Raw genomic sequence first — 21956 nt, 5'->3', positions numbered from 1 at the left:
GCATGAGATCAAGCGGCATGCGGCGGAAAAGACACGGGTTGTGGCGCGGGGGACGCGGGCCGCAGCACCAACTTGCCATTGTCGGAATTGCCCCGCGAGGATCCGGCCGCAGGCGCGGCCGGCGGAATGCTTCAGCATTCCGAAGCCAGGCGCGGCGGAGGCCGCGCGCCCGGCGTTTGAGGGGCGCGAAGGCTCCGCCTTCGCGCCGTTGGATCAAGCCGCCTCGGCGACCTCGCGCATGGCGCGCATGGCGAGCAGCGTGGCCATGGCGGCGTCGCGCTTCTCGGGGGTGTCCATCGCGGCGGCGTTGTAGGCGGCTTCCGCGCTGGCAATGCGGCGATCGGCCTCGGCCTTGGAGAGTTCGGCCACGGGGGTGGCTTCATCGGCCAGGACGGTGACGCGCTCGGGCGTCACTTCGGCGAAGCCGCCGGCAACGAAGAGGCGATCGGTCTCGCGCCCGCCCTCGGTCACGCGGATGGTGCCGCCACGCAGGGCGACGATCATCGGCGCATGGCCGGGCAGCACACCCATCTCGCCCTCGGCGGCGGGAATGACGACCATCTCCACCGGGCGGGAGAGCAGGAGCTTCTCCGGCGAGACGAGTTCAAGCTGAAACGTGGCCATCAGAGCATCCCCAAACAAACCGGCGCGCGCCCAGCAGCCAGAAGCAGCGCCACCCTGGGAGAATCCGGCCGCGAACGCGGCCGGCGCCGCCCAACTGAGTTACCAACCCGCGCAACAGAAGCGCGGCGAAGCCAAGCGGCCGGAGGCCGCGCCCGGCGCCTGAGGGCGCCAGACAATAATGATTGAAGAGGCCGCTTACGCCGCCTGCTTCAACGACTCGGCCTTCTTCGCGGCCTCTTCGATCGTGCCGACCATGTAGAAGGCGGCTTCCGGCAGGTGGTCATACTCGCCGTTGCAGATGGCGGCGAAGCTGCGGATCGTGTCCTCCAGCTTCACGAAGACGCCCGGCGTGCCGGTGAAGACCTCGGCCACGTGGAAGGGCTGGCTGAGGAAGCGCTGGATCTTGCGCGCGCGCGCCACGATCAGCTTGTCCTCTTCCGAGAGCTCGTCCATGCCCAGGATGGCGATGATGTCCTGCAGCGACTTGTAGGTCTGCAGGATCTTCTGCACTTCGCGGGCCGTCTTGTAGTGATCCTCGCCCACGATGCGCGGGTCCATGGCGCGCGAGGTGGAGTCGAGCGGGTCCACCGCCGGGAAGATGCCCAGCTCCGCGATGGAGCGGTTGAGCACTGTCGTCGCATCCAGGTGCGCGAAGGAGGTGGCGGGGGCCGGGTCGGTCAGGTCGTCGGCGGGCACGTAGATGGCCTGCACCGAGGTGATCGAGCCCTTCTTGGTGGAGGTGATGCGCTCCTGCAGGGCGCCCATGTCCGTCGACAACGTGGGCTGATAGCCCACCGCCGAGGGGATGCGGCCCAGCAGCGCGGACACTTCGGCGCCGGCCTGGGTGAAGCGGAAGATGTTGTCGATGAAGAAGAGCACGTCCTGGCCCTGCTCGTCGCGGAAGTATTCCGCCATCGAGAGGCCGGAGAGGGCGACGCGGGCGCGGGCACCCGGCGGCTCGTTCATCTGGCCATAGACCAGCGCCACCTTGGAGCCGTCCGTGTTGCCGTCGCCGAGCTTGATGACGCCCGCGTCGATCATCTCGTGGTAGAGGTCATTGCCCTCGCGCGTGCGCTCACCCACGCCGGCGAAGACGGACACGCCGCCATGGCCCTTGGCGATGTTGTTGATGAGCTCCTGGATGGTGACCGTCTTGCCCACGCCGGCGCCGCCGAAGAGGCCGATCTTGCCGCCCTTCAGGTAGGGGGCGAGGAGGTCGATCACCTTGATGCCGGTGACGAGGATTTCGGCGCTGGTGGCCTGCTCCTCGAAGGCCGGGGCCTCGCGGTGGATCGGGTAGAAGGTGGTGGAGGGGACCGGGCCACGCTCGTCGATCGGCTCGCCGATCACGTTCAGGATGCGGCCGAGCGTGCCGGGGCCGACGGGGACGGAGATGCCCGCGCCCGTGTCGGTCACTTCCGTGCCGCGCACCAGGCCGTCCGTCGTGTCCATGGCGATGCAGCGCACCGTGCGCTCACCCAGGTGCTGCGCCACTTCGAGGACGAGCTTCTGCTCGCCGATCTGCAGCGTCAGCGCGTTCATGATGGCGGGAAGCTCGGCGGGGAACTGCACGTCCACCACGGCGCCGAGCACCTGCGTCACCTGACCAACGTTGTTCTTCATGGCAGTGATTCCTTCAAGACGTCTGTTGATGCGATTCACGTTCCGCGCCTGTGGCGCTCCACGATCGCATCAGAGGGCTTCAGCGCCGGAGATGATCTCGATCAGCTCGCGGGTGATATTGGCCTGACGCGTGCGGTTGTAGTTCAGCGTCAGCTTGTTGATCATCTCGCCCGCGTTGCGCGTGGCGTTGTCCATCGCGGTCATCTGGCTGCCGTAGAAGCCGGCCGCGTTCTCGAGCAGCGCGCGATACAGCTGGATGGCGAGGTTCTGCGGCAGGATGCGCGCGAGAATCTCCTCCTCCGTCGGCTCGAACTCGTAGAGCATGCCGCCATCGCCCTGCGCTTCCGGGAGCGGCGCGGGGATGAGCTGCTGGCCCACGGGGGTCTGGCTGATGACGTTCTTGAAGCGGTTGTAGATGAGGGTGCAGACGTCGAACTCGCCCGCATCCAGCATCTCGCTGATGCGCGACGTGACCTCGGCCGCGTCCTCGAAGCCGATGCGCTTCTTGTTGGCGAAGCTGTATTCGCCCACGAAGCGGCTCGCGAATTCGCGCTTCAGGTAGACGGCACCCTTGCGGCCGACGGTGATGATCTTCACCGTCTTGCCCTCGGCCTCCAGCGCGCGGACCGTGGTGCGCGTGAAGCGGCCGACATTGGTGTTGAAGCCGCCGCAGAGGCCACGCTCGGCCGTCACGACGACGAGCAGATGGACCTTGTCCGCGCCGGTGCCGACCAGCAGCTTGGGCGCATCGGGCGAACCCGCGACCGAGGCGCCGAGCGAGGCCAGCATGCGCTCCATGCGCTCGGCATAGGGGCGGGCGGCCTCGGCCTGGGTCTGCGCGCGGCGCAGCTTGGCGGCGGCCACCATCTTCATGGCCTGCGTGATCTTCCGCGTGGATTTCACGCTGTTGATGCGCAGGCGCAGGCTTTTCAACGTGGCCATGTCAGGGGCTCAGCCGAAGGTCTTCACGAAGCCGTCGAGGAAGGCCACCAGCTTCGCTTCCGTGTCCTTCTTGATCTCGCGATCATTGCGGATGCTGGCGACGATGTCCGGCGCGGTCGCCTTCAGGTCGCTCAGCAGGCGGCTCTCGAACTCGCCGACCTTGTTCAGCGGCAGCTTGTCCAGATAGCCGCGCGTGCCGGCGAAGATGGCGATCACCTGCTCCTCGACCGGAACCGGCTTGAACTGCGGCTGCTTCAGCAGCTCGGTCAGGCGGGCGCCGCGGTTCAGCAGGGCCTGGGTGGAGGCGTCGAGATCCGAGGAGAACTGGGCGAAGGCCGCCATCTCGCGGTACTGCGCCAGTTCCAGCTTGATCTTGCCGGCCACCTGCTTCATCGCCTTGATCTGCGCGGCGGAACCGACGCGCGAGACCGAGAGGCCGACGTTCACGGCGGGGCGGATGCCCTTGAAGAAGAGCTCCGTCTCCAGGAAGATCTGGCCGTCCGTGATCGAGATCACGTTGGTCGGAATATAGGCCGACACGTCACCGGCCTGGGTCTCGATGACCGGCAGCGCGGTGAGCGAGCCGTTGCCGGCCTCGTCGCCCATCTTCGCCGCGCGCTCGAGCAGGCGGGAGTGCAGGTAGAACACGTCGCCCGGATAGGCCTCGCGGCCCGGCGGACGGCGCAGCAGCAGGGACATCTGGCGGTAGGCGACGGCCTGCTTGGAGAGGTCGTCGTAGAAGATGACCGCGTGCATGCCGTTGTCGCGGAAGAACTCGCCCATGGCGCAGCCGGTGTAGGGCGCCAGGAACTGCATCGGCGCCGGGTCGGAGGCGGTGGCGGCCACGATGATGGAGTACTCGAGCGCGCCCTGCTCCTCCAGCGTCTTCACGAGCTGGGCGACGGTGGAGCGCTTCTGACCGATGGCGACGTAGATGCAGTAGAGCTTCTTGCTCTCGTCATCGCCGGCGTTGATGGTCTTCTGGTTGATGATGGTGTCCACGATCACGGCGGTCTTGCCGGTCTGGCGGTCACCGATGATCAGCTCGCGCTGGCCACGGCCGATGGGGATCAGGGCGTCGATCGCCTTGATGCCCGTCTGCATCGGCTCGTGCACCGACTTGCGCGGGATGATGCCGGGCGCCTTCAGCTCGGCGCGCATGCGGACCACATCGGTCAGCGGGCCCTTGCCGTCGATCGGATTGCCGAGGCCGTCCACGACGCGGCCGAGCAGGCCGCGGCCCACGGGAACGTCCACGATGGCGCCGGTGCGGCTGACCGTGTCGCCCTCACGCACGGAGAGGTCGGAGCCGAAGATCACGACGCCGACATTGTCGGTCTCGAGGTTCAGCGCCATGCCCTTCACGCCGGAGGCGGGGAAGTCCACCAGCTCGCCGGCCATCACGTTCTGCAGGCCATAGACGCGGGCGATGCCGTCACCCACGGTCAGCACGGTGCCGACCTCGGCCACGTTGGCGGAAGCGTCGAAGCCCGCGATCTGCTGCTTCAGGATTTCGGAAATTTCGGCCGGACGGATTTCCATCTCAGGCGGCTCCCTTCATGGCATATTGCAAACGCTGCAGTTTCGACTTGAGGCTGTTGTCGTAGAGCCGCGATCCGATGCGGACGATGAGCCCGCCCAGGATGGTGCTGTCCACGATCTCGGCCAGCTTGACGCCCGAGAAACCGGCCTCGGTCAGGCGCGCGGTGATCTGCGCGCGCTGCGTGTCGGTCAGCGGGAAGGCGGTGGTGACGGCGGCGACCTGCTGGCCGCGGCGCTCGGCGAGCTTGGCGCCGAAGGCGGTGGCCACGTTCGGGAACTGCGCGAGGCGGCGATTGGCGATGAGCACGCCCATCAGCTTGCGCACCTCGGCGCCGATGCCGGCACTCTCGATGATGGCGAAGATGGTCGCCTGCTGGACGGCGGCGCCATTGCGCGGATCGGCCAGGAAGGCGCGGAAATCAGCGTCGTTCTGCCAGAGGGAGAGAAGCCCCTCGACATCGGCGGCGATGCGGTCCACGGCAGACGGGTCGCTCGCGCGCGCATCATCGGCGATGCTGAGGAGAGCGAGCGCGTAGCGCTCGGCAACTCCACCGGTCTGGTGGGCGTTCAAGGAAATGGTTTCGGCAGCCACCTGGGGTCCCGGTCCTGTTCCTGGGGTTAGCCGCCAAGAGCATCCTGGCAAGGCGAGGGCGCACTACCACAGGCTTTTCCGCACCGCAACCAAGCGGGGCGCGGATTCAGCGCGGTTGCGCGGCGTTATTTTGCGGGTTTCTCATCACGCCGCAAAAGGCCGCGCACCAGGCCCCAACCGCCGCGCAGCGCCTGCCCGGCTTCCGCCGCCAGGCCCGGTGCGGCCGCTTCCTCCAGCAGGCGCTCATGGCGCGAAAGCCGGGCCGCATCCTGCGCCGCGAGAAGCGCGGCCCAGAGGCGTTCCAGGCCGCCGATCGGCAGGGCGAGGGGGATCACGCTCTCCTCCGGCACGGCCAGGCTCTCGGCCAGCGCCACGGCCGTCGCCTGGGGGGCGAGGTCGGTGCGGGTCATGGCCACCAGCAGGGGCGGCGGGCGCAGGCGGGGCTTCTGGCCGGCCCATGTGGCCAGCGCCGCCAGCGCCGCCTGATCGGGCGCGCGGTCGGGCGCATCGGCGGCGGCGACGTAGAGGATGACATCCGCCCGAACCGCCTCGCGCAGGAAGGCGGCGGGCGTGGTGAGCGAGGGCATGTCGGCGATGTTCAGCGGCGGGCGGCCGGGCGACTCGACGCGATGCTCCTGCACGCGCTTGCCCGGGCGGGCGCGGGGCGTGCCGGCCAGGGCGTTGAGCAGCGCGGATTTGCCCGCGCCCACCTGCCCGGCCAGCAGGACGCGCAGCGGCGCCTCGGGCTCCGCATCCGCCGCATCGGCCCGGGCCAGGGCCGCGAGTTCGCTGGCGGAAAGGCGCAGGCGGCCGGAATAGAGATCAATGGCCGCGCGGCCGGTTTCCTGGATCAACTGGGTGGTGGCGCGGCGGCGCATGTTCTCGCTGAGGAAGCTGCCGGTGGTGCCGGCGGCGTAGCGCGCGGCCTCCTGCGCGGCCGCCTGCAGCGGGTTCACCATGCGCCCCACGCGGTAGATCGTCTCGCCGATATTGTAGACGGCGCGCGCGCCCGCGCCGTAGCGGTCCACCATGCGCTGGGCCCAGAGCGCGTCGCTGATGCGAATCCGCCGCGCGCCGGGCCATTGGATGACCCAGCGGCGCAGGCGCCCGGCCACCTGCTCGGTCAGCAGCAGGGCCTCGGGCAGGGTGACGCGGGCCATGGGGTCTGGCAGGCCCGGGTGGAAATGGTTGGCCACCAGCTCCACCACCTCCCAGGCCAGGGCCTCCGCGCGGGCGCGGTCATCGAGGTCGAGCGGCTCGGTGCGGCGGGCCAGCGCCTGGACCTTGGCCCAGGCTTCGGTTTCCTCGGTGTTCCAGGCGTCGGTGGGGAAGGCGTCCTCGGCCTTCATTTCCGCGAGGCGGCGCTCGGCGCGGCGGCGGACGAGGATGCGCAGCGGCACGCCGAGGATGCCGAGCGCGGCCGCCGCCAGCGCCCATTCGATGACCCGGCCATTCTGCCAGAGCCAGAGCGAGCCCAGGCCGAAGAGCGACAGCCAGGGCAACGCCAGCAGCGTCGCCAGCGTCACCTCCAGCCAATAGCGCCTCAGCCAGGCCATGGGCGGTTCAGGCGTGGAAATCCGCCTCGGTCTTGGCGCGGAGTTCGTCCAGCGTCACCTCGGGGGCGAGCTCGATCAGGCGCATGCCGGCATCGCCGCGGCGGTCGATCGAGAAGACGGCGAGCTCGGTCACCACCATGTCCACCACGCGCTGGCCGGTGAGCGGCAGCTGGCAGGCCTTCAGCAGCTTGGGCTTGCCGCCGGCGGTGTGCTCCATCAGCACGATCACGCGCTTCACGCCGGCGACGAGGTCCATGGCGCCGCCCATGCCCTTCACCATCTTCCCCGGGATCATCCAGTTCGCGAGGTCGCCATTCTGGGCCACCTGCAGCGCGCCGAGGATGGAGAGATCGATGTGGCCGCCGCGGATCATCGCGAAGCTGTCGGCGCTGCTGAAGATGCTGGTGGTGGGCAGCATGGAGACGGTCTGCTTGCCCGCGTTGATGACGTCGGCGTCCTCGGTGCCTTCCTCGGGGAAGGGGCCGATGCCGAGCATGCCGTTCTCGCTCTGCAGCTGCACGGAGATGCCGGGCGGGATGTGGTTGGCCACCAGCGTCGGGATGCCGATGCCGAGATTCACATAGAAGCCGTCCTGCAATTCACGGGCGGCGCGGGCGGCCATCTGGTCACGGGTCCAGGGCATGTGTGTTCTCCTTTTGCCGGATCAGGCGGTGGCGCGGGGGCGGACGGTGCGATTCTCGATCAGCTTCTCGTAGCCGCTGGGCAGGGCCACGATCCGCTTCACGAAGACGCCGGGGGTGATGATGTGGTCGGGGTCGATCTCGCCCGGCTGCACCAGGTGCTCGACCTGCGCGACCGTCACCTTGGCGGCGGTGGCCATCATCGGGTTGAAGTTCCGCGCGGTGCGGCGATAGACGAGGTTGCCCTCGGTGTCGCCCTTCCAGGCATGGACGAGGGCAAGGTCGGCCACGATGCCGCGCTCCATCAGATAGGTCTCGCCGTCGAAGACCTGGGTGGGCTTGCCCTCGGCCACCGCGGTGCCGACGCCGGTCTTGGTGAAGAAGGCGGGGATGCCCGCACCACCGGCGCGGATGCGCTCGGCCAGGGTGCCCTGCGGGTTGAACTCGATCTCGAGCTCGCCGGCCAGGAACTGGCGGGCGAATTCGGCGTTCTCGCCCACATAGCTCGCGATCATCTTCCTGATCTGGCGGGTGCGGAGCAGCTTGCCGAGGCCCACATCGTCAATGCCGCAATTGTTGGAGACGATGGTGAGATCCTTCACGCCGGATTCCTTCACGGCGTCGATCAGCAGGGCGGGGATGCCGCAAAGCCCGAAGCCGCCGGAATGGATCACCATCCCGTCGCGCAGCAGCCCGGCCAGGGCGGCCGTGGCGTCGGCATAAACCTTTCGCATCGTCACTTCCTCATCTGTGGTCGGGGTCGTCTCGCCCGGCTGCACCAGGTGCTCGACCTGCGCGACCGTCACCTTGGCGGCGGTGGCCATCATCGGGTTGAAGTTCCGCGCGGTGCGGCGATAGACGAGGTTGCCCTCGGTGTCGCCCTTCCAGGCATGGACGAGGGCAAGGTCGGCCACGATGCCGCGCTCCATCAGATAGGTCTCGCCGTCGAAGACCTGGGTGGGCTTGCCCTCGGCCACCGCGGTGCCGACGCCGGTCTTGGTGAAGAAGGCGGGGATGCCCGCACCACCGGCGCGGATGCGCTCGGCCAGGGTGCCCTGCGGGTTGAACTCGATCTCGAGCTCGCCGGCCAGGAACTGGCGGGCGAATTCGGCGTTCTCGCCCACATAGCTCGCGATCATCTTCCTGATCTGGCGGGTGCGGAGCAGCTTGCCGAGGCCCACATCGTCAATGCCGCAATTGTTGGAGACGATGGTGAGATCCTTCACGCCGGATTCCTTCACGGCGTCGATCAGCAGGGCGGGGATGCCGCAAAGCCCGAAGCCGCCGGAATGGATCACCATCCCGTCGCGCAGCAGCCCGGCCAGGGCGGCCGTGGCGTCGGCATAAACCTTTCGCATCGTCACTTCCTCATCATGGGGTGGCCGCAAACTAGCTTCGCCGCGAGAGGCGCGAAAGGGCACAGGGGAGGCATGCGAAAAAGCGCGGGGGGGTGGGTTGCGGCCCGCGCGCGGGGTGGTTATACGGCCGCACTCCCGACGGGGTGACTTCCGCAAGGAAGCCTTGGGGGGCCATAGCTCAGTTGGTAGAGCGCTTGAATGGCATTCAAGAGGTCGGCGGTTCGATTCCGCCTGGCTCCACCAAACAAACCGCCGCTTTCCGAGAAATCGGGGCCGGCGGTTTTTTTGTGCCTGGAGCTACGCCTGATGGCGTTCCCGGTTCCATCAGTCGAGCCTGGGTTCGCCGCAGTTCTGCGCGCTTTGGGCGGGCGGCGGGGCGAGGCTGTGGCCCTAACGCCCGGCCTCGTCTTTCCTTGCTGTGACGAGACGCAGGGCATTTGGCGCTGGCCCCGGGATCTTAGGGGAGACGCGCCAGGCGACGCCTTGCCCACCCTGCTCGGCATGCTCCACCAGGGTGGGCCAAAGAAACAGTAGCCGGCGCGACAGTTCGGCAAGTGGCAGGTTTCCCCACTGCTTGCCCAGAATGAAGATGGTAACGCCGGATTCGCGCCACGCCTGACGCTGGATCAGCGGCTCAAGCATGCGGCCATCTCGCGCCACCAGCGCAAAGCGCCCGCGTGCGCCCAACTGCCTGAGAAGGTCCGGATCGAGGGTGCCCGGCGCTATTCCCTGGGCTGGCAGGTCGGTGACGCGGTCATAACCGAGCGCACGACAAGCACGGACGGCTGGCAGAAAGCCGGCCGTGTTCTCGTCCAGAACGAAGGTCAAGCCGCTGTGCGGGATCGCCATTGGGCCTCTGCCGCCACGGCATCGCGTACTTGCTCGCGCGTCAGGCCATACCAGTTGGCGGCTGCCAATTCGGCCGCCTCGTCGCCGCCCTCGGCCTGCACGGTGTCGGCCACAACATCGGTTCGTACCCCCGTGCCAGCCAGGTGTGGAGCGCCAAGGGCGCGGTCAGGCCGCACCACGACCGCATGGTCCTGGCCGATCGGATACCACTCGCCCGGAACGTTGCCGGCGAACACGACGTCCTTGAACAGCGAGGGCTCAACCACCTGGACAAACTGCTGTTGGCCAGTCAAGGCGTGGACAAGCACCTGCTCATCAGGGCGGATGGCACCCTGCTGCTCCAGCTCAATGAAGACCTGCCGGCCATCGGTACGAAATGCCTTGGTGACAAAAGGGTTTGCGAGACCATACTTGGTCGCCGCCGCCTGTGCCGCACGCTTAATTGTGGGCAAGCCCAGTCCGTGCTGACGGAAGCCGCGCACAAGGCGTAGCGTGAGCAATTCTTCGAAACTCAACAGGTCATTGGCGGGAGCCGCAGGGGGTGCGGGCACGACGGGTTCGGAGCGCCGTCGCTGCCCGTTGTGAACGAAGTCGTATCCCCGCAACCAGCGACGCGCCGTCATCGGATCAAGCCCCGCCAGCGTCGCCGCGTAGGCAACGGGATAGATCAGCTCCCTTGTCTTTGTCGCGGTCGGCATGGCTCGAATCTAGGTGGAGATGCCGCCAGGCACAAGGAATCGCTGTGACGGTGGTTGGCCAGGGTTACCCGCAAAGATGCAATAAGCGCTTGGCTGCGTCGAATGCCATGGGCCTTAGTCGGGCGTCCCAGGCGCGTCAGCGCAGCCCGAAGAAGCTCAAAATGGCGATGACGATCACCACCGCGCCGACGATGTAGACGATGTTGTTCATGGGAACCTCCCTGGGGTTGCCGGGTGAGAACGCGCGGGGGCCGCGAAGGTGACGCGGCCGCGATTCCGCTGGAATGGGTGGGGCGGCGGGGGGTATCTTGGGAGCATGCGTACCCCGATCCCCCTGGCCCAAGCCCAGGCCGCCGAGATCGAGAGGCTGCTGGATTCCGGCGCCTGCGCCGATCCAAGCGAGGTGGTCGATGCGGGCCTGAAGGCCTTGGCGGCGGAGATGGACGACTGGCTGCGGCGGGAGGTTTTGCCCGTCGCCCAGGCCATGGAGCGTGATCCTTCGCGGGCCATGTCGGCCGAACAGGCCTTCGCGGAACTGCGGGCTCACCATCAGCGGCGGCTTCGCGAGGGCTGATCTGACCCATTGATCGCAGGGGTTTGGGGAGCCCGTGGCTCCCCAATTTCCTTGACTTTTGCGGGTAATTAGGACTATTTTCCCCGTTTTTCGGAGTGTGGTCATGCAGCAGCGCGTCCCCTTCACCGCCCTCTCCGACCGCCAGTGGGAGGCGCTGCGCCCCTATGTACTGGCGCAGAAGGCCAGCCCCGCCGGCCGCAAGGTCCTGGACCTCCGCGAGCGGATGAACGCCATCCTCTTCCTGCTCTCCACCGACGCGCCCTGGCGGGAGCTGCCGGAACGCTATGGCTCCTCCGTGACCGTCTCCCGCCATTTCCGGCGGCTGTGCCATGGCGGGCTTTGGGAACATCTTCTGGAAGCCCTGCACGACCTCGGCCCCCGCCACCCGCTCCAGCAACTGAGGCGCGTGATCTTCCGGGGGGCCAGACGGGCCGCGAAACTCGTCGGACTCGGCATCATTGTGCTGGCGCGACGGTTGCAGCTTCTCGAAGCCCTGCCTGGGCCGCCCTGGCTGCTGCCCGACCCGGATTTGTCCAAAACCCTGGTGGGCATCTTCCAACGCGAATTCGAAGATCCGGACCCCAGCCGTTTCCGCCGCTGGTGGCGCCGGATGGGCCGCACCTACACCAGGCTCTTCGCCGCCGCGACCGGCCGCGCCCATATCCCGCGCTGCGTCAGGCTGGCCATGCCGTGAGGCGGCTGGACAAGCCGCCCGCCCCGCCCGACAAACGCCGGATGACAACCGACCGCGTTCCCCCTTTGGCGCCCGAGCGCGCCGCCCAGCTCGCCGGCGAATTCGGCCTGAAGCCGGATGAATACCAGCGCGCGCTCGCCATCCTCGGCCGCACGCCGACGCTGACCGAGCTCGGCATCTTCTCGGTGATGTGGAGCGAGCATTGCTCCTACAAGTCGAGCCGCGTCTGGCTGCGCGAGCTGCCGACCAAGGCGCCCTGGGTGCTGGTGGGGCCGGGCGAGAATGCGGGCGTGATCGCCATCGGTGAGGGTCTGGCCGCCGTCTTCAAGATGGAAAGCCACAACCACCCGAGCTTCATCGAGCCTTACAACGGCGCGGCGACAGGCGTCGGCGGCATCCTGCGCGATGTCTTCACCATGGGGGCGCGGCCGATCGCGAACCTGAACGCGCTGCGCTTCGGCGATCCGTCCCTGCCGCGCACGCGGCGCATCCTGGATGGCGTGGTGCGGGGCATTGGCGGCTATGGCAATTGCGTGGGCGTGCCGACCGTGGGCGGCGAGGTGAATTTCCACCCGGCCTATAACGGCAACCCGCTGGTGAATGCCATGACGGTGGGTATTTTGAAGGAGGACCGGATCTTCACGGCGGCCGCGACCGGCGTGGGCAATCCGGTGGTCTATGTCGGCTCCAAGACGGGGCGCGACGGCATTCATGGCGCCACCATGTCCTCCACCGAGTTTTCCGCGGATTCCGAGGAGAAGCGGCCCACGGTGCAGATCGGCGATCCCTTCGCCGAGAAGCTGCTGATCGAGGCCTGCCTCGAATTGATGGCGACGGACGCCATCGTCGCCATCCAGGACATGGGCGCGGCGGGGCTGACGAGTTCGGGCGTCGAGATGGCCGGCAAGGGCGGCATGGGCATCGAGATGGACATGGGCGCCGTGCCGCAGCGCGAGACCGGCATGACCGCCTATGAGATGATGCTGAGCGAAAGCCAGGAGCGCATGCTCATGGTGCTGAAGCCCGGCCGCGAAGCCCAGGCCGAGGCCATCTTCCGCAAGTGGGAGCTGGATTTCGCGGTGGTGGGGCGGCTCACCGATACGGGGCGCATCGTCATCACCCATCACGGGAAGATCGAGGCGGACATCCCGCTGGCGCCGCTGGAATCCGAGGCGCCGCTCTATCGCCGCCCGACCGCCGAGACGCCCAAGCTGCCGGTGCTCAAGGCCAGCGAGATCGCGGACCCCATCGGACCGATCGCCGCGCTGGAGAAGCTGGTGGCGAGCCCCGATCTCTGCTCGCGCCGCTGGATCTGGGACCAGTATGACGCGCAGGTGGGCGGGCAGACGGCCAAGCGCCCCGGCCAGGCGGATGCCGCCGTGGTGCGGATCGAGGATCATGTGCGGGCACTCGCGATGACGACGGATTGCACGCCGCGCTATTGCCAGGCGGACCCGCATGCGGGCGGCATGCAGGCGGTGGCGGAGGCCTGGCGGAACATCACCGCCGTCGGCGCCCTGCCGCGCGCGATCACGGACAACATGAATTTCGGCAATCCGGAAAAGCCCGAGATCATGGGGCAGTTCGCTTCCGCCGTGCGCGGCATGGCGGCGGCCTGCACCGCGCTCGACTTTCCGGTGATCAGCGGCAATGTCTCGCTCTACAATGAGACGGAGGGCCGCGCGATCCTGCCCACGCCGGCCATCGGCGGGGTGGGCGTGCTGGAGGATGTGGCCCAGGCGGTGGGGCTGGCCATGCCGCAGGGGGCCAGCATCATCCTGGTGGGCGAGACGGAAGGCTGGCTCGGCCAGTCGCTCTGGCTGCGCGAGATCGCGGGCCGGGAGGAGGGCGCGCCGCCGCCGGTGGATCTGGCCGCCGAACGCCGCAACGGCGATTTCGTGCGCGGGCAGATCCTGGGGGGCGCGGTGCGCGCCTGCCATGACTGCGCGGATGGGGGCCTTCTCGTGACGGTGGCCGAGATGTGCATGGCCTCGGGCGTCGGCGCCACGCTGGACGGGGCCGGGGACCACGGCTTCTGGTTCGGCGAGGACCAGTCGCGCTACGTCGTGGCCGTCACGGATGCGGCCGCCTTCCTGGCCGCCGCGAAGGCCGCGGGCGTCCCGGCGCGCAAGCTCGGAGAATCGGGCGGTGGGGACTTGGTTCTGAGCGGAAAGGGGACCATATCGGTCTCCAATCTGGTGGCGGCGCATGAGGCGACGCTGCCGCGCTTGATGGAGGGGGTCTGACACCATGCCGATGCAACCGGCGGAAATCGAGGCGCTGATCAAATCGGCCCTGCCCGATGCCCAGGTGACGATCGAGGATCTGGCCGGCGATGGCGACCACTACGCCGCCAAGGTGATCTCCGAGAGCTTCCGTGGCGTCTCCCGCGTCAAGCAGCACCAGATCGTCTATGCCGCGCTGCAAGGCCGCATGGGCGGCGTGCTGCATGCCCTCGCGCTGCAGACCAGCGCGCCCGATTGAATGAACCGCGAAAAGGAACTTCCAGGATGAGCGACGACGTCACCGCGCGTATCGAGGCGGACATCAAGTCCAACCCCGTGGTGCTCTACATGAAGGGCACGCCGGTCTTTCCGCAGTGCGGCTTCTCGGCCCGGGTCGTGCAGATCCTCAGCCATGTGGGCGCGCCCTTCAAGGGCGTGAACGTGCTGGAGGACATGGAGATCCGCGAGGGGATCAAGGCCTACACCAACTGGCCGACCATTCCGCAGCTCTATGTGCAGGGCGAGTTCGTGGGCGGCTGCGACATCGTGATGGAGATGTTCCAGTCGGGCGAACTGCAGGCGATGCTGAAGGAAAAGGGCATCGCGACCAAGGCCGAGGCTTGATTTAAGCCCTCAAACGCCGGGCGCGCGCTCCGCCGGCCGCACGTGCGGCCGGATTCTCGGTAGGTGGCATTTTGCTGGGCGCGGCGCAGGGTTTTGCGCCGGCCGCGCCACTCACATCTTGCTGACCTGCGGCGCGCCCAGCGCCCCGCGGAGAAGGACGATCTCGTCCAGCGGGTCCGTGAAGGCGATGCCTTCCTGCTCGGAGATCACGCGCGCGCGCAGGTAGCGATGGACGCCGCGCGTCTGGGCCAGCTCCATCTCGGGGAAGGGGCCGGGCGGCGGGCCTTCCACCAGGGCGATGGTCACCAGGATGACGCCGCGGGCCGAGCGGTCGAGCATGTCGGCCGTGTCGGCGAAGGTGCTGGCGCTGTTCGCGTTCTCCTCCACCACCTGGAGCAGCAGCTTGCCGTGCAGGCCACGCAGCGCCTCGCGGAAACGCAGGGTCGCGCGCTCCAGGCTGGCATAGCCGGTGGGCTCCGAGGGGTCATAATGGTGGAAGATCGTCTCGCCATAGAGCTCCGACAGGCGCATGTGCCGGCAGAGATGGCCGTCGCTCTCGGGCGGGCGGTCCTCGGGGGCGATGGGCTCGTATTCCGAGGCCATGAGGAGGCCGGCGCAGTCATCCACGATGGAGTCGCGCACCGCTTCGGCCGGGATGGTCATCCAGTCGAAGGGGCCGGCCCAGCGGCGCAGCCCGGCGCGCTTCAGCATGCCGGCCACGCGGGGCGTGCAGCCCGCGCCGATGCAGGCGAGCGGCGAAGGGCGGGTGGCGAGGCCGGGGGCGATGATCGCCTCCATGCCGCGGCCGCCCAGCGTCTTCATCAGCCGGTTCTGCGCCTCGGGGCTCGTATAGATGATGCGGATGAAGTCGGTGACGACCTCATCCAGCGATTCCGTGGCGCCGCGGCGCAACAGCTCATCGGTGAAGGCGGCGAGCCAGGTGTGATCCACCGAGCGGCCGAGGAAGCTGACATGGGTCGCGCGGACGAGCGCCTCGATGACGTCGCGCTGCGGAATCTGCTGCGGAATGGGCATGGGGAAGCGTGTGCCGCCGAAGCGGGGGCCGCGTCAACCGCCGCGGCGCGAACGGGCGGAGGCCATGGCCCCCGCCCGGGCAGTCATCAGCGCGAGTAGAACTCGACGACCAGGTTCGGTTCCATCTGGACCGGGTAGGGCACGTCGCTGAACTTCGGCGTGCGCAGGATGCGGCCGCGCATCGCGCGGTGATCCACCTCGATGTATTCCGGCACGTCGCGCCCGGCTTCCTGGGCGGCGTCGAGCACCATGGTCAGCTGCTTCGACTTCTCCTTCACCTCGATGGTGTCGGTGTCGCGCACGCTGTAGCTCGGGATGTTCACGCGCTTGCCGTTCACGAGCACATGGCCGTGGTTCACGAACTGGCGGGCGGCGAAGGGGGTCACCGCGAACTTCATGCGGTAGATGATGGTGTCGAGCCGGCGCTCCAGCAGGTCGATCAGGTTCTCGGAGGTGTCGCCCTTCCGGCGCACGGCCTCGTCGTAATACTTGCGGAACTGCTTCTCGCCGATATTGGCGTAGTAGCCCTTCAGCTTCTGCTTCGCCATCAGCTGGATGCCGAAGTCGGTCGGCTTGTTCTTGCGGCGCTGGCCGTGCTGGCCGGGGCCGTAGGTGCGGGCGCCCTGCTCGCCCTTGCGGGCCTTGACGACCGGGCTCTTGGCGCGGCCCCAGAGGTTCTCGCCCAGGCGGCGGTTGATCTTGTACTTGCTGGCAAGGCGCTTGGTCATGCGCGGCTTTCCGGCGCCATTGAGGCGTCCGGCCTTCTTCATCATGCGGGGCCATTCTCAGCCCAGCGGGTTGTCCCGGTAGTCTTGACGGCTGGCGCCGAAAAGCGGGCGCACGCCCCGAAGGCGTGTCCTCGTTCCCAGGAATGGGCGGGGTCTAGGTCCTTGCGCGGCCCTTGTCAAACCGCCCGTGCAACCCCTAGTCGGGCGCATGGCGACACGCGAAGAAATCCTGGTCCTGGGCCTGACGGCCGGCGTGGTGGGGAGCCTGGTGGGCGGGCTGTTGCTCGGCCTCGGCTTCATCGCGATTGCGCAGGGGGTGCATATGGGCTGGCTGCTGGTCCTGCCCGCAGGGCCCATCGGGGGTGGCCTGGGCTACCTGCTGGCCCGCAAGCTGGCGAAGAAGGCCTGAGCACCGCTACCCTTGCGCGCGCCCAGGGACTAAGACTTTCCCCCATGCGCTATGTCTCCACCCGTGGCGAAGCCGCCCCGCGCGGCTTCGAGGATGTCCTGCTCGCCGGCCTCGCCGAGGATGGCGGGCTCTTCCTGCCCGAATCCTGGCCGCAACTCTCGCCCGCCGAATGGCGCGAGCTGCGCGGCCTGCCCTATGCCGAGCTTTCGGCCCGCATCCTGCACCGCTTCGTGGGCGATGCCCTGACGCTGGAGGAGCTGCGCGGCCTGACCACCGCCGCTTATGCCAGCTTCCGCCACCCGGCGGTGGTGCCGCTGGTGCAGCTCGGCCCGCGCGACTTCGCGCTGGAGCTGTTCCACGGGCCCACGCTCGCCTTCAAGGATGTGGCGCTGCAACTGCTCGGCCGCCTGTTCGATCACGTGCTGGCCAAGCGCGGCGAGCGCATCACCATCGTGGGCGCGACGAGCGGCGACACCGGCTCCGCCGCCATCGAGGCCTGCCGCGACCGCGCCGCGGTGGACATCGTCATCCTCCACCCCGAGGGCCGCACCAGCGAGGTGCAGCGCCGGCAGATGACGACGGTGCTCTCACCCAACGTCGCCAACCTCGCCATTCAGGGCAGCTTCGACGACTGCCAGGACCTGGTGAAGGCGATGTTCGTGGACGCGCCCTTCCGCGGCGAGATGAAGCTTGCCGCCGTCAACTCCATCAACTGGGCGCGCATCGCGGCGCAGATTCCCTACTACGTCGCGGCCGCCCTGGCGCTCGGCGCGCCGGACCGCGAGGTGGCGGTGAGCGTCCCCACCGGCAATTTCGGGAATGTGCTGGCCGCCTGGGCCGCGAAGCGGATGGGCCTGCCCATCGCGAAGTTCATTGTGGCGTCCAACCGCAACGACATCCTGACGCGCTTCCTCGTTTCCAACGACATGAGCGCGCGCGCGGTGGAGCCCTCGCTCTCGCCCTCGATGGACATCCAGGTGAGCAGCAATTTCGAGCGCCTGCTGTTCGAGCTGCTGGGCCGCGATGCCAAGGCCACCGCCGCGCAGATGCAGGGCTTCCGGGCCACCGGCCGCATGCCCATCCCGGATGCGGCATGGCGTGAAGCGACGCAGCACTTCCAGGGCTTCATGCTCGATGATGCCGGCACGCTGGCCGAGATCGCGCATCTGCATCAGGCCGCCGGCTACCTGGCCGATCCGCATACCGCGATCGGCACCGCCGCCGCGCGGGCCTGTGCGCCCGCCGATCCGCACATGCCGGTGATCATCGCCGCCACGGCGCATCCGGCGAAGTTCCCGGATGCGGTGCAGCGCGCCACCGGCGTGCATCCCCCGCTGCCGGCGGCGCTGGCCGACCTCTATGAGCGCGAGGAGCGCTTCACCGTCCTCCCCAATGAACTTGCCGCCGCGCAGGGCTTCGTGCGCACGCACAGCCGCCGCAACGCCGCTTGAAACCCAGGAACCGCATGACAGAAACCGTCCGCCTCACCCGCCTGCCCAGCGGCCTGATCGTCGCCAGCGAGCACATGCCCCGCGTCGAGACCGTCTCGATCGGCGCCTATGTGCATGCCGGCACGCGCAACGAGACGGCGGAGGAGAATGGCGCCTCCCACTTCCTCGAGCACATGGCCTTCAAGGGCACGGCGCGGCGCGACGCGCCCGCCATCGCGCGCGAGATCGAGAATGTGGGCGGTCACATCAACGCCTACACGGCGCGTGAGAACACCGCCTATTACTGCAAGGTGCTGAAGGAGGATGTGGGCCTCGCCACCGACATCATCGGCGACATCCTCTGCCACTCGACGCTCACCGCCGAGGAGCTGGAGCGCGAGCGCGGCGTGATCCTGCAGGAGATCGGCCAGGCGAACGACACGCCGGACGACATCATCTTCGATCACTTCCAGCATGCCTGCTTCCCCGACCAGGCGATGGGCCGCCCCACGCTCGGCACCGAGGACATCATCGCGAAGATGCCGCGCGAGGCGCTGACGCAATACATGGCGCGGCACTACGGCCCCTCGCGCATGGTGGTCGCCGCCGCTGGCGCCGTGGATCACGACGCGCTGCTGGAAATGGTGGGCGAGCATTTCCGCGATCTGCCCGCGGTCACGCCCCATGCGCCGGAACCCGCGCGCTATGCCGGCGGCGAGTTCCGTGAGGAGCGCGAGCTGGACCAGGTGCACCTGGTTCTGGGCTTCCCATCCACGCACTACACCGACCCGGATCACTATCCGGCCATGCTGCTCTCCACCCTGCTGGGTGGCGGCATGTCCTCCCGCCTCTTCCAGGAGATCCGCGAGAAGCGCGGCCTCGTCTATTCCATCTATTCCTTCGCGCACCCTTACGATGATGCGGGCATCTTCGCCCTCTATGCCGGCACGGGCGAGGACCAGGTGGCGGAGCTGCTGCCGGTGGCCATCGAGGAACTCCGCCGCGTGCAGCTCGACGTGAACGAGGATGAGCTGAACCGCGCCAAGGCGCAGTTGCGCGCCTCGCTGCTCATGTCGCTGGAATCCACGGGCTCGCGCTGCGAGCAGATCGCGCGGCACCTGCAGGTGCATGGCCGCATCATCCCGACCGAGGAGACGAAGCAGCGCATCGCCGCCGTCACGGTGGAGGATGTGCGCCGCGCCGCCACCCGCATCTTCCGCGGCAAGCCGACTCTCGCCACCATGGGGCCGATCGGCAAGGTGATGCGGCTCTCCGAGATCGCGGAGAGGATGGCGGCATGAGCAACCAGGCGGTTCTGAACGCCCTGCTGGAGGCCGCGCGCCGCGCCGGCGCCGAGCAGGCCGATGCGCTGCTGGTGCATTCCGCCTCGCTCTCGGTGCAGCGCCGCCTGGGCGCCATCGAGGAGCTGGAGCGGGCGGAGAGCACGGATCTCGGCCTGCGGGTTTTTATCGGCAAGCGTGTCGCCATCGTCAGCGGAACGGATGCCTCGCCCGCCGGCTTCGCGGCGCTGGCCGAGCGCGCCGTCGCCATGGCGCGCGTGGTGCCGGAGGATGCGATGGCGACCCTGCTGGATGCGCCCGCGCCCGGCATCACGCTCGACCTCGGCGATGCGCTGGAGCCGGACGCGGATTCGCTGCTGGCCCGCGCCGCGCTGGCCGAGGAAGCGGCGCTGGCCGTGCCGGGTGTCACGAACAGCGAGGGCGCCTCGGCCGGCTGGTCGCGCGGCACGCGGGCGCTGGCCACCTCGCGCGGCTTCTTCGGGGAATATACCCGCGCCTCGCATTCCATCTCGGCCACGGCGCTGGCCGGCACGGGCACGGGCATGCAGCGCGACTATGACTATGCCAGCGCCGCCCATCTGGCTGACCTCGATGACGCGGCGCTGCTGGGGCGCCGCGCGGGCGAGCAGGCGGTGGCCCGGCTCAACCCGGTGCGCGCGAAGAGCGCGCGCCTGCCGGTGCTGTATCACCCGCGCGTGGCGTCTTCGCTGATCGGGCACCTCGTGAACGCGATCAACGGCGCCTCCATCGCGCGCGGCACCTCCTTCCTCAAGGATGCGCTCGGCCAGCAGATCCTGCCGCGCGGCATGTTCGTGATGGATGACCCGCTGCGTCCGCGTGGGCCCCGCTCCCGCCCCTTCGACGGCGAGGGTCAGCCCGGCCAGCGCCGCGCGCTGATCGAGGATGGCGTGCTCACCACCTGGCTGCTGGATGGCCGCAGCGCGAAGCAGCTCGGCCTCGCCACCACCGGCCACGCATCGCGCGGCACGGGCGGCCCGCCCTCGCCGGCGCCGACCAATCTCTGGCTGGAGCCGGGCGCGATCACGCCGGAGGCGCTGATGGCCGACATCCAGGAAGGCCTCTACGTCACGGAGCTCATCGGCATGGGCGTGAACGGCATCACCGGCGATTACTCGCGCGGGGCCGCCGGCTTCATGATCCGCGACGGGAAGCTGGCCGAGGCGGTGGGTGAGATCACCATCGCCGGCAAGCTGCCCGAGATGTTCCTCGCGATGCGCGCCGCCAATGACCTGGAATTCCGCCGTGGCAGCGATGCCCCGACGATCCGCGTGGATGGGATGACGCTCGCGGGCGCCTGATGCAGGCGCAGGCCGCGCCGGGGTCATCGGCGCTTCCGATCGGCGCCTTCGGCGCTGCCGGCTTGGATGCGCGCCGCGAATTCCGCAACATCCGGCCGGTCAACGGAGGCTGTCCATGAAGAACCTCATCGCCCTCGCCCTTTTCGCCAGCCTGCCCGGCCTTGCCCAGGCGCAGACGACGTGGACGGGCCAGAATCTCAGCATCAGCGGCAATCGCACGAATGGCTGTGACCTGCGCATCGTGGAGGTCACGCATGGTGGCAGCATGCTGAGTTCCCTCCGCTTCGTGGTATTCAACCGTGCCACGACCGCGGTGCGTGTGAATGCCGATGTCACCATGACCGGGAACAACCAGCGCAAATCGGGCCCCATCACCGGTGTGATCGGCGCCAACCAGCAGGCGGCCCTGCAGGGCTTCTATCCCTTTGGCGGTTCGCTGGCCGGCAGCACCGTGGCCATCCGCTTCACCGGGTGCTCGTTGACGTAGGGACCGGCCCTCCGCTCAGCCCAGCAGCAGATCCCGCGCCTCGTTCACGCGGCTGGCCAGCCAGTCGCTGCCGCCGCGATCCGGGTGCGCGGATTGCATCAGCCGGCGATGCGCGGCGCGGATCTGCTCCTCGCTCGCACCCTCGGCCAGCCCAAGCACGGAGAGCGCCTCGGCCCGCGTCATCTTGCCCCCCGATGCAGGCGGGGGAGGGGGCGCCACGTCCCTCCATTCCGGGTCGGTGCGGTCCAGCCAGGCCTCGATCAGCGGCACGCTTTCCGCATCCATCGCCTGGCAGTCGCTGAGCAACGTCATCAGTTCGGCGCGGTCCATGGAGGCGAGGTCGCGCCCCTGGAACACACCGCGCCGCACCCGGCCGGACATGGCGCCGCTCCCGAGATCGAGGCGCATCTCCAGCGTCTCGGTCTCCACGCCGCTCGCCTCGCCGTTCTCGGCCGGGCGGCCGAAGGTCTGCCGCGCACGCCAGCCGCGCCAGGCCTGCATCAGCGCGGGCCCGAACATGATCAGCGCCCAGAGCGCATTCGCGCCGCGCCCGGTCAGCAGCATGGCGGTGACGCCGACGGCGCCGAGCGTGCCCAGGCCCCAGACCAGCGCCGCCTTCACCGCCGCCGGCCGGGCATGGGCGAAGGCATAGAGCAGGACCAGCACCGCCAGCAGGATGGCGGCGCCGAGTGCCACGGCGAACAT

Annotated in this window: 23 protein-coding genes and 1 tRNA gene; 11 read left to right on the top strand and 13 right to left on the bottom strand. The window is 68.6% G+C overall.

Going from position 1 to position 21956, the window contains the following annotated elements:
• Positions 1-213: 213 nt before the first annotated feature.
• The 8 genes from atpC to ACQ860_RS11900 form a co-directional block, all read right to left on the bottom strand.
• Entirely contained in the window at positions 214-624 is a 411-nt protein-coding gene (gene atpC, locus ACQ860_RS11935; RefSeq protein ID WP_431303577.1) for an ATP synthase F1 subunit epsilon, read from the bottom strand.
• A 195-nt stretch (positions 625-819) separates the two neighbouring features.
• Positions 820-2247, bottom strand: coding sequence for a F0F1 ATP synthase subunit beta (gene atpD / locus ACQ860_RS11930; RefSeq protein WP_431303576.1), 1428 nt, complete (start codon positions 2245-2247; stop codon positions 820-822).
• 69 nt (positions 2248-2316) lie between these two features.
• Positions 2317-3189, bottom strand: coding sequence for a F0F1 ATP synthase subunit gamma (locus ACQ860_RS11925; protein WP_431303575.1), 873 nt, complete (start codon positions 3187-3189; stop codon positions 2317-2319).
• Between the two features lie 9 nt (positions 3190-3198).
• The gene (gene atpA / locus ACQ860_RS11920) at positions 3199-4731 is read right to left on the bottom strand and encodes a F0F1 ATP synthase subunit alpha (protein ID WP_431303574.1); all 1533 of its coding nucleotides are present in this window, start codon (positions 4729-4731) and stop codon (positions 3199-3201) included.
• Position 4732: 1 nt separating this feature from the next.
• Entirely contained in the window at positions 4733-5302 is a 570-nt protein-coding gene (atpH, locus tag ACQ860_RS11915; protein ID WP_431303573.1) for an ATP synthase F1 subunit delta, read from the bottom strand.
• 146 nt (positions 5303-5448) lie between these two features.
• Entirely contained in the window at positions 5449-6879 is a 1431-nt protein-coding gene (locus ACQ860_RS11910) for a hypothetical protein (RefSeq protein ID WP_431303572.1), read from the bottom strand.
• A 7-nt stretch (positions 6880-6886) separates the two neighbouring features.
• Complete coding sequence (locus ACQ860_RS11905) at positions 6887-7522, bottom strand: CoA transferase subunit B (protein WP_431303571.1); 636 nt, start codon at positions 7520-7522, stop codon at positions 6887-6889.
• Between the two features lie 21 nt (positions 7523-7543).
• Complete coding sequence (locus ACQ860_RS11900; protein ID WP_431303570.1) at positions 7544-8878, bottom strand: CoA transferase subunit A; 1335 nt, start codon at positions 8876-8878, stop codon at positions 7544-7546.
• A 167-nt stretch (positions 8879-9045) separates the two neighbouring features.
• Between ACQ860_RS11900 and ACQ860_RS11895 the strand changes: the two genes are divergently transcribed.
• Positions 9046-9121 (top strand) — tRNA-Ala (locus tag ACQ860_RS11895).
• Positions 9122-9268: 147 nt separating this feature from the next.
• On the opposite strand, the gene ACQ860_RS11890 is transcribed toward ACQ860_RS11895, so the two are convergent.
• Positions 9269-9706 (bottom strand): hypothetical protein, encoded by a 438-nt coding sequence (locus ACQ860_RS11890; RefSeq protein WP_431303569.1) that lies wholly within the window; start codon positions 9704-9706, stop codon positions 9269-9271.
• Positions 9703-10425 (bottom strand): DUF433 domain-containing protein, encoded by a 723-nt coding sequence (locus ACQ860_RS11885; protein ID WP_431303568.1) that lies wholly within the window; start codon positions 10423-10425, stop codon positions 9703-9705. The genes ACQ860_RS11890 and ACQ860_RS11885 overlap by 4 nt, the downstream gene beginning before the upstream one ends.
• 316 nt (positions 10426-10741) lie before the next feature.
• On the opposite strand from ACQ860_RS11885, the gene ACQ860_RS11880 reads away from it, so the two are divergent.
• From ACQ860_RS11880 to grxD, 5 genes are all read left to right on the top strand, one after another.
• Complete coding sequence (locus tag ACQ860_RS11880; protein WP_431303567.1) at positions 10742-10999, top strand: ribbon-helix-helix domain-containing protein; 258 nt, start codon at positions 10742-10744, stop codon at positions 10997-10999.
• A gap of 103 nt (positions 11000-11102) precedes the next feature.
• Positions 11103-11693, top strand: a complete 591-nt coding sequence (locus ACQ860_RS11875) for a transposase (protein WP_431303566.1) — start codon at positions 11103-11105, stop codon at positions 11691-11693.
• A gap of 41 nt (positions 11694-11734) precedes the next feature.
• Positions 11735-13939, top strand: a complete 2205-nt coding sequence (gene purL, locus ACQ860_RS11870; RefSeq protein ID WP_431303565.1) for a phosphoribosylformylglycinamidine synthase subunit PurL — start codon at positions 11735-11737, stop codon at positions 13937-13939.
• A gap of 4 nt (positions 13940-13943) precedes the next feature.
• Positions 13944-14177: a BolA family protein gene (locus ACQ860_RS11865; RefSeq protein WP_213616283.1), complete on the top strand. Its 234-nt coding sequence runs from the start codon at positions 13944-13946 to the stop codon at positions 14175-14177.
• A 26-nt stretch (positions 14178-14203) separates the two neighbouring features.
• Positions 14204-14542: a Grx4 family monothiol glutaredoxin gene (grxD, locus tag ACQ860_RS11860; protein WP_318649810.1), complete on the top strand. Its 339-nt coding sequence runs from the start codon at positions 14204-14206 to the stop codon at positions 14540-14542.
• 111 nt (positions 14543-14653) lie between these two features.
• On the opposite strand, the gene ACQ860_RS11855 is transcribed toward grxD, so the two are convergent.
• Positions 14654-15577, bottom strand: a complete 924-nt coding sequence (locus ACQ860_RS11855) for a hypothetical protein (protein ID WP_431303564.1) — start codon at positions 15575-15577, stop codon at positions 14654-14656.
• Positions 15578-15663: 86 nt separating this feature from the next.
• Entirely contained in the window at positions 15664-16305 is a 642-nt protein-coding gene (gene rpsD / locus ACQ860_RS11850; protein WP_213616291.1) for a 30S ribosomal protein S4, read from the bottom strand.
• A gap of 208 nt (positions 16306-16513) precedes the next feature.
• Here rpsD and ACQ860_RS11845 point away from each other — a divergent pair, with 208 nt between their 5' ends.
• The 5 genes from ACQ860_RS11845 to ACQ860_RS11825 all read left to right on the top strand — a co-directional run bounded on the left by ACQ860_RS11845 (position 16514) and on the right by ACQ860_RS11825 (position 21251).
• Positions 16514-16714 (top strand): hypothetical protein, encoded by a 201-nt coding sequence (locus ACQ860_RS11845; protein WP_213616293.1) that lies wholly within the window; start codon positions 16514-16516, stop codon positions 16712-16714.
• Positions 16715-16758: 44 nt separating this feature from the next.
• Complete coding sequence (thrC, locus tag ACQ860_RS11840) at positions 16759-18165, top strand: threonine synthase (protein WP_431303563.1); 1407 nt, start codon at positions 16759-16761, stop codon at positions 18163-18165.
• A gap of 14 nt (positions 18166-18179) precedes the next feature.
• Positions 18180-19445: a M16 family metallopeptidase gene (locus ACQ860_RS11835; protein WP_431303562.1), complete on the top strand. Its 1266-nt coding sequence runs from the start codon at positions 18180-18182 to the stop codon at positions 19443-19445.
• Positions 19442-20764, top strand: a complete 1323-nt coding sequence (locus ACQ860_RS11830; RefSeq protein ID WP_431303561.1) for a TldD/PmbA family protein — start codon at positions 19442-19444, stop codon at positions 20762-20764. Before ACQ860_RS11835 ends, ACQ860_RS11830 begins: the two co-directional genes overlap by 4 nt.
• Before the next feature lie 115 nt (positions 20765-20879).
• Positions 20880-21251 carry a hypothetical protein gene (locus tag ACQ860_RS11825; protein ID WP_431303560.1) on the top strand — a complete coding sequence of 124 codons (372 nt, stop codon included), beginning with the start codon at positions 20880-20882 and terminating at the stop codon, positions 21249-21251.
• Positions 21252-21266: 15 nt separating this feature from the next.
• On the opposite strand, the gene ACQ860_RS11820 is transcribed toward ACQ860_RS11825, so the two are convergent.
• Positions 21267-21956 (bottom strand): hypothetical protein, encoded by a 690-nt coding sequence (locus tag ACQ860_RS11820; RefSeq protein ID WP_431303559.1) that lies wholly within the window; start codon positions 21954-21956, stop codon positions 21267-21269.

Source organism: Sediminicoccus sp. BL-A-41-H5, from assembly GCF_050632405.1.
In the GTDB taxonomy this organism is placed as follows: Bacteria; Pseudomonadota; Alphaproteobacteria; order Acetobacterales; family Acetobacteraceae; genus Roseococcus.
This window is presented reverse-complemented; position numbering and strand designations above follow the sequence as displayed.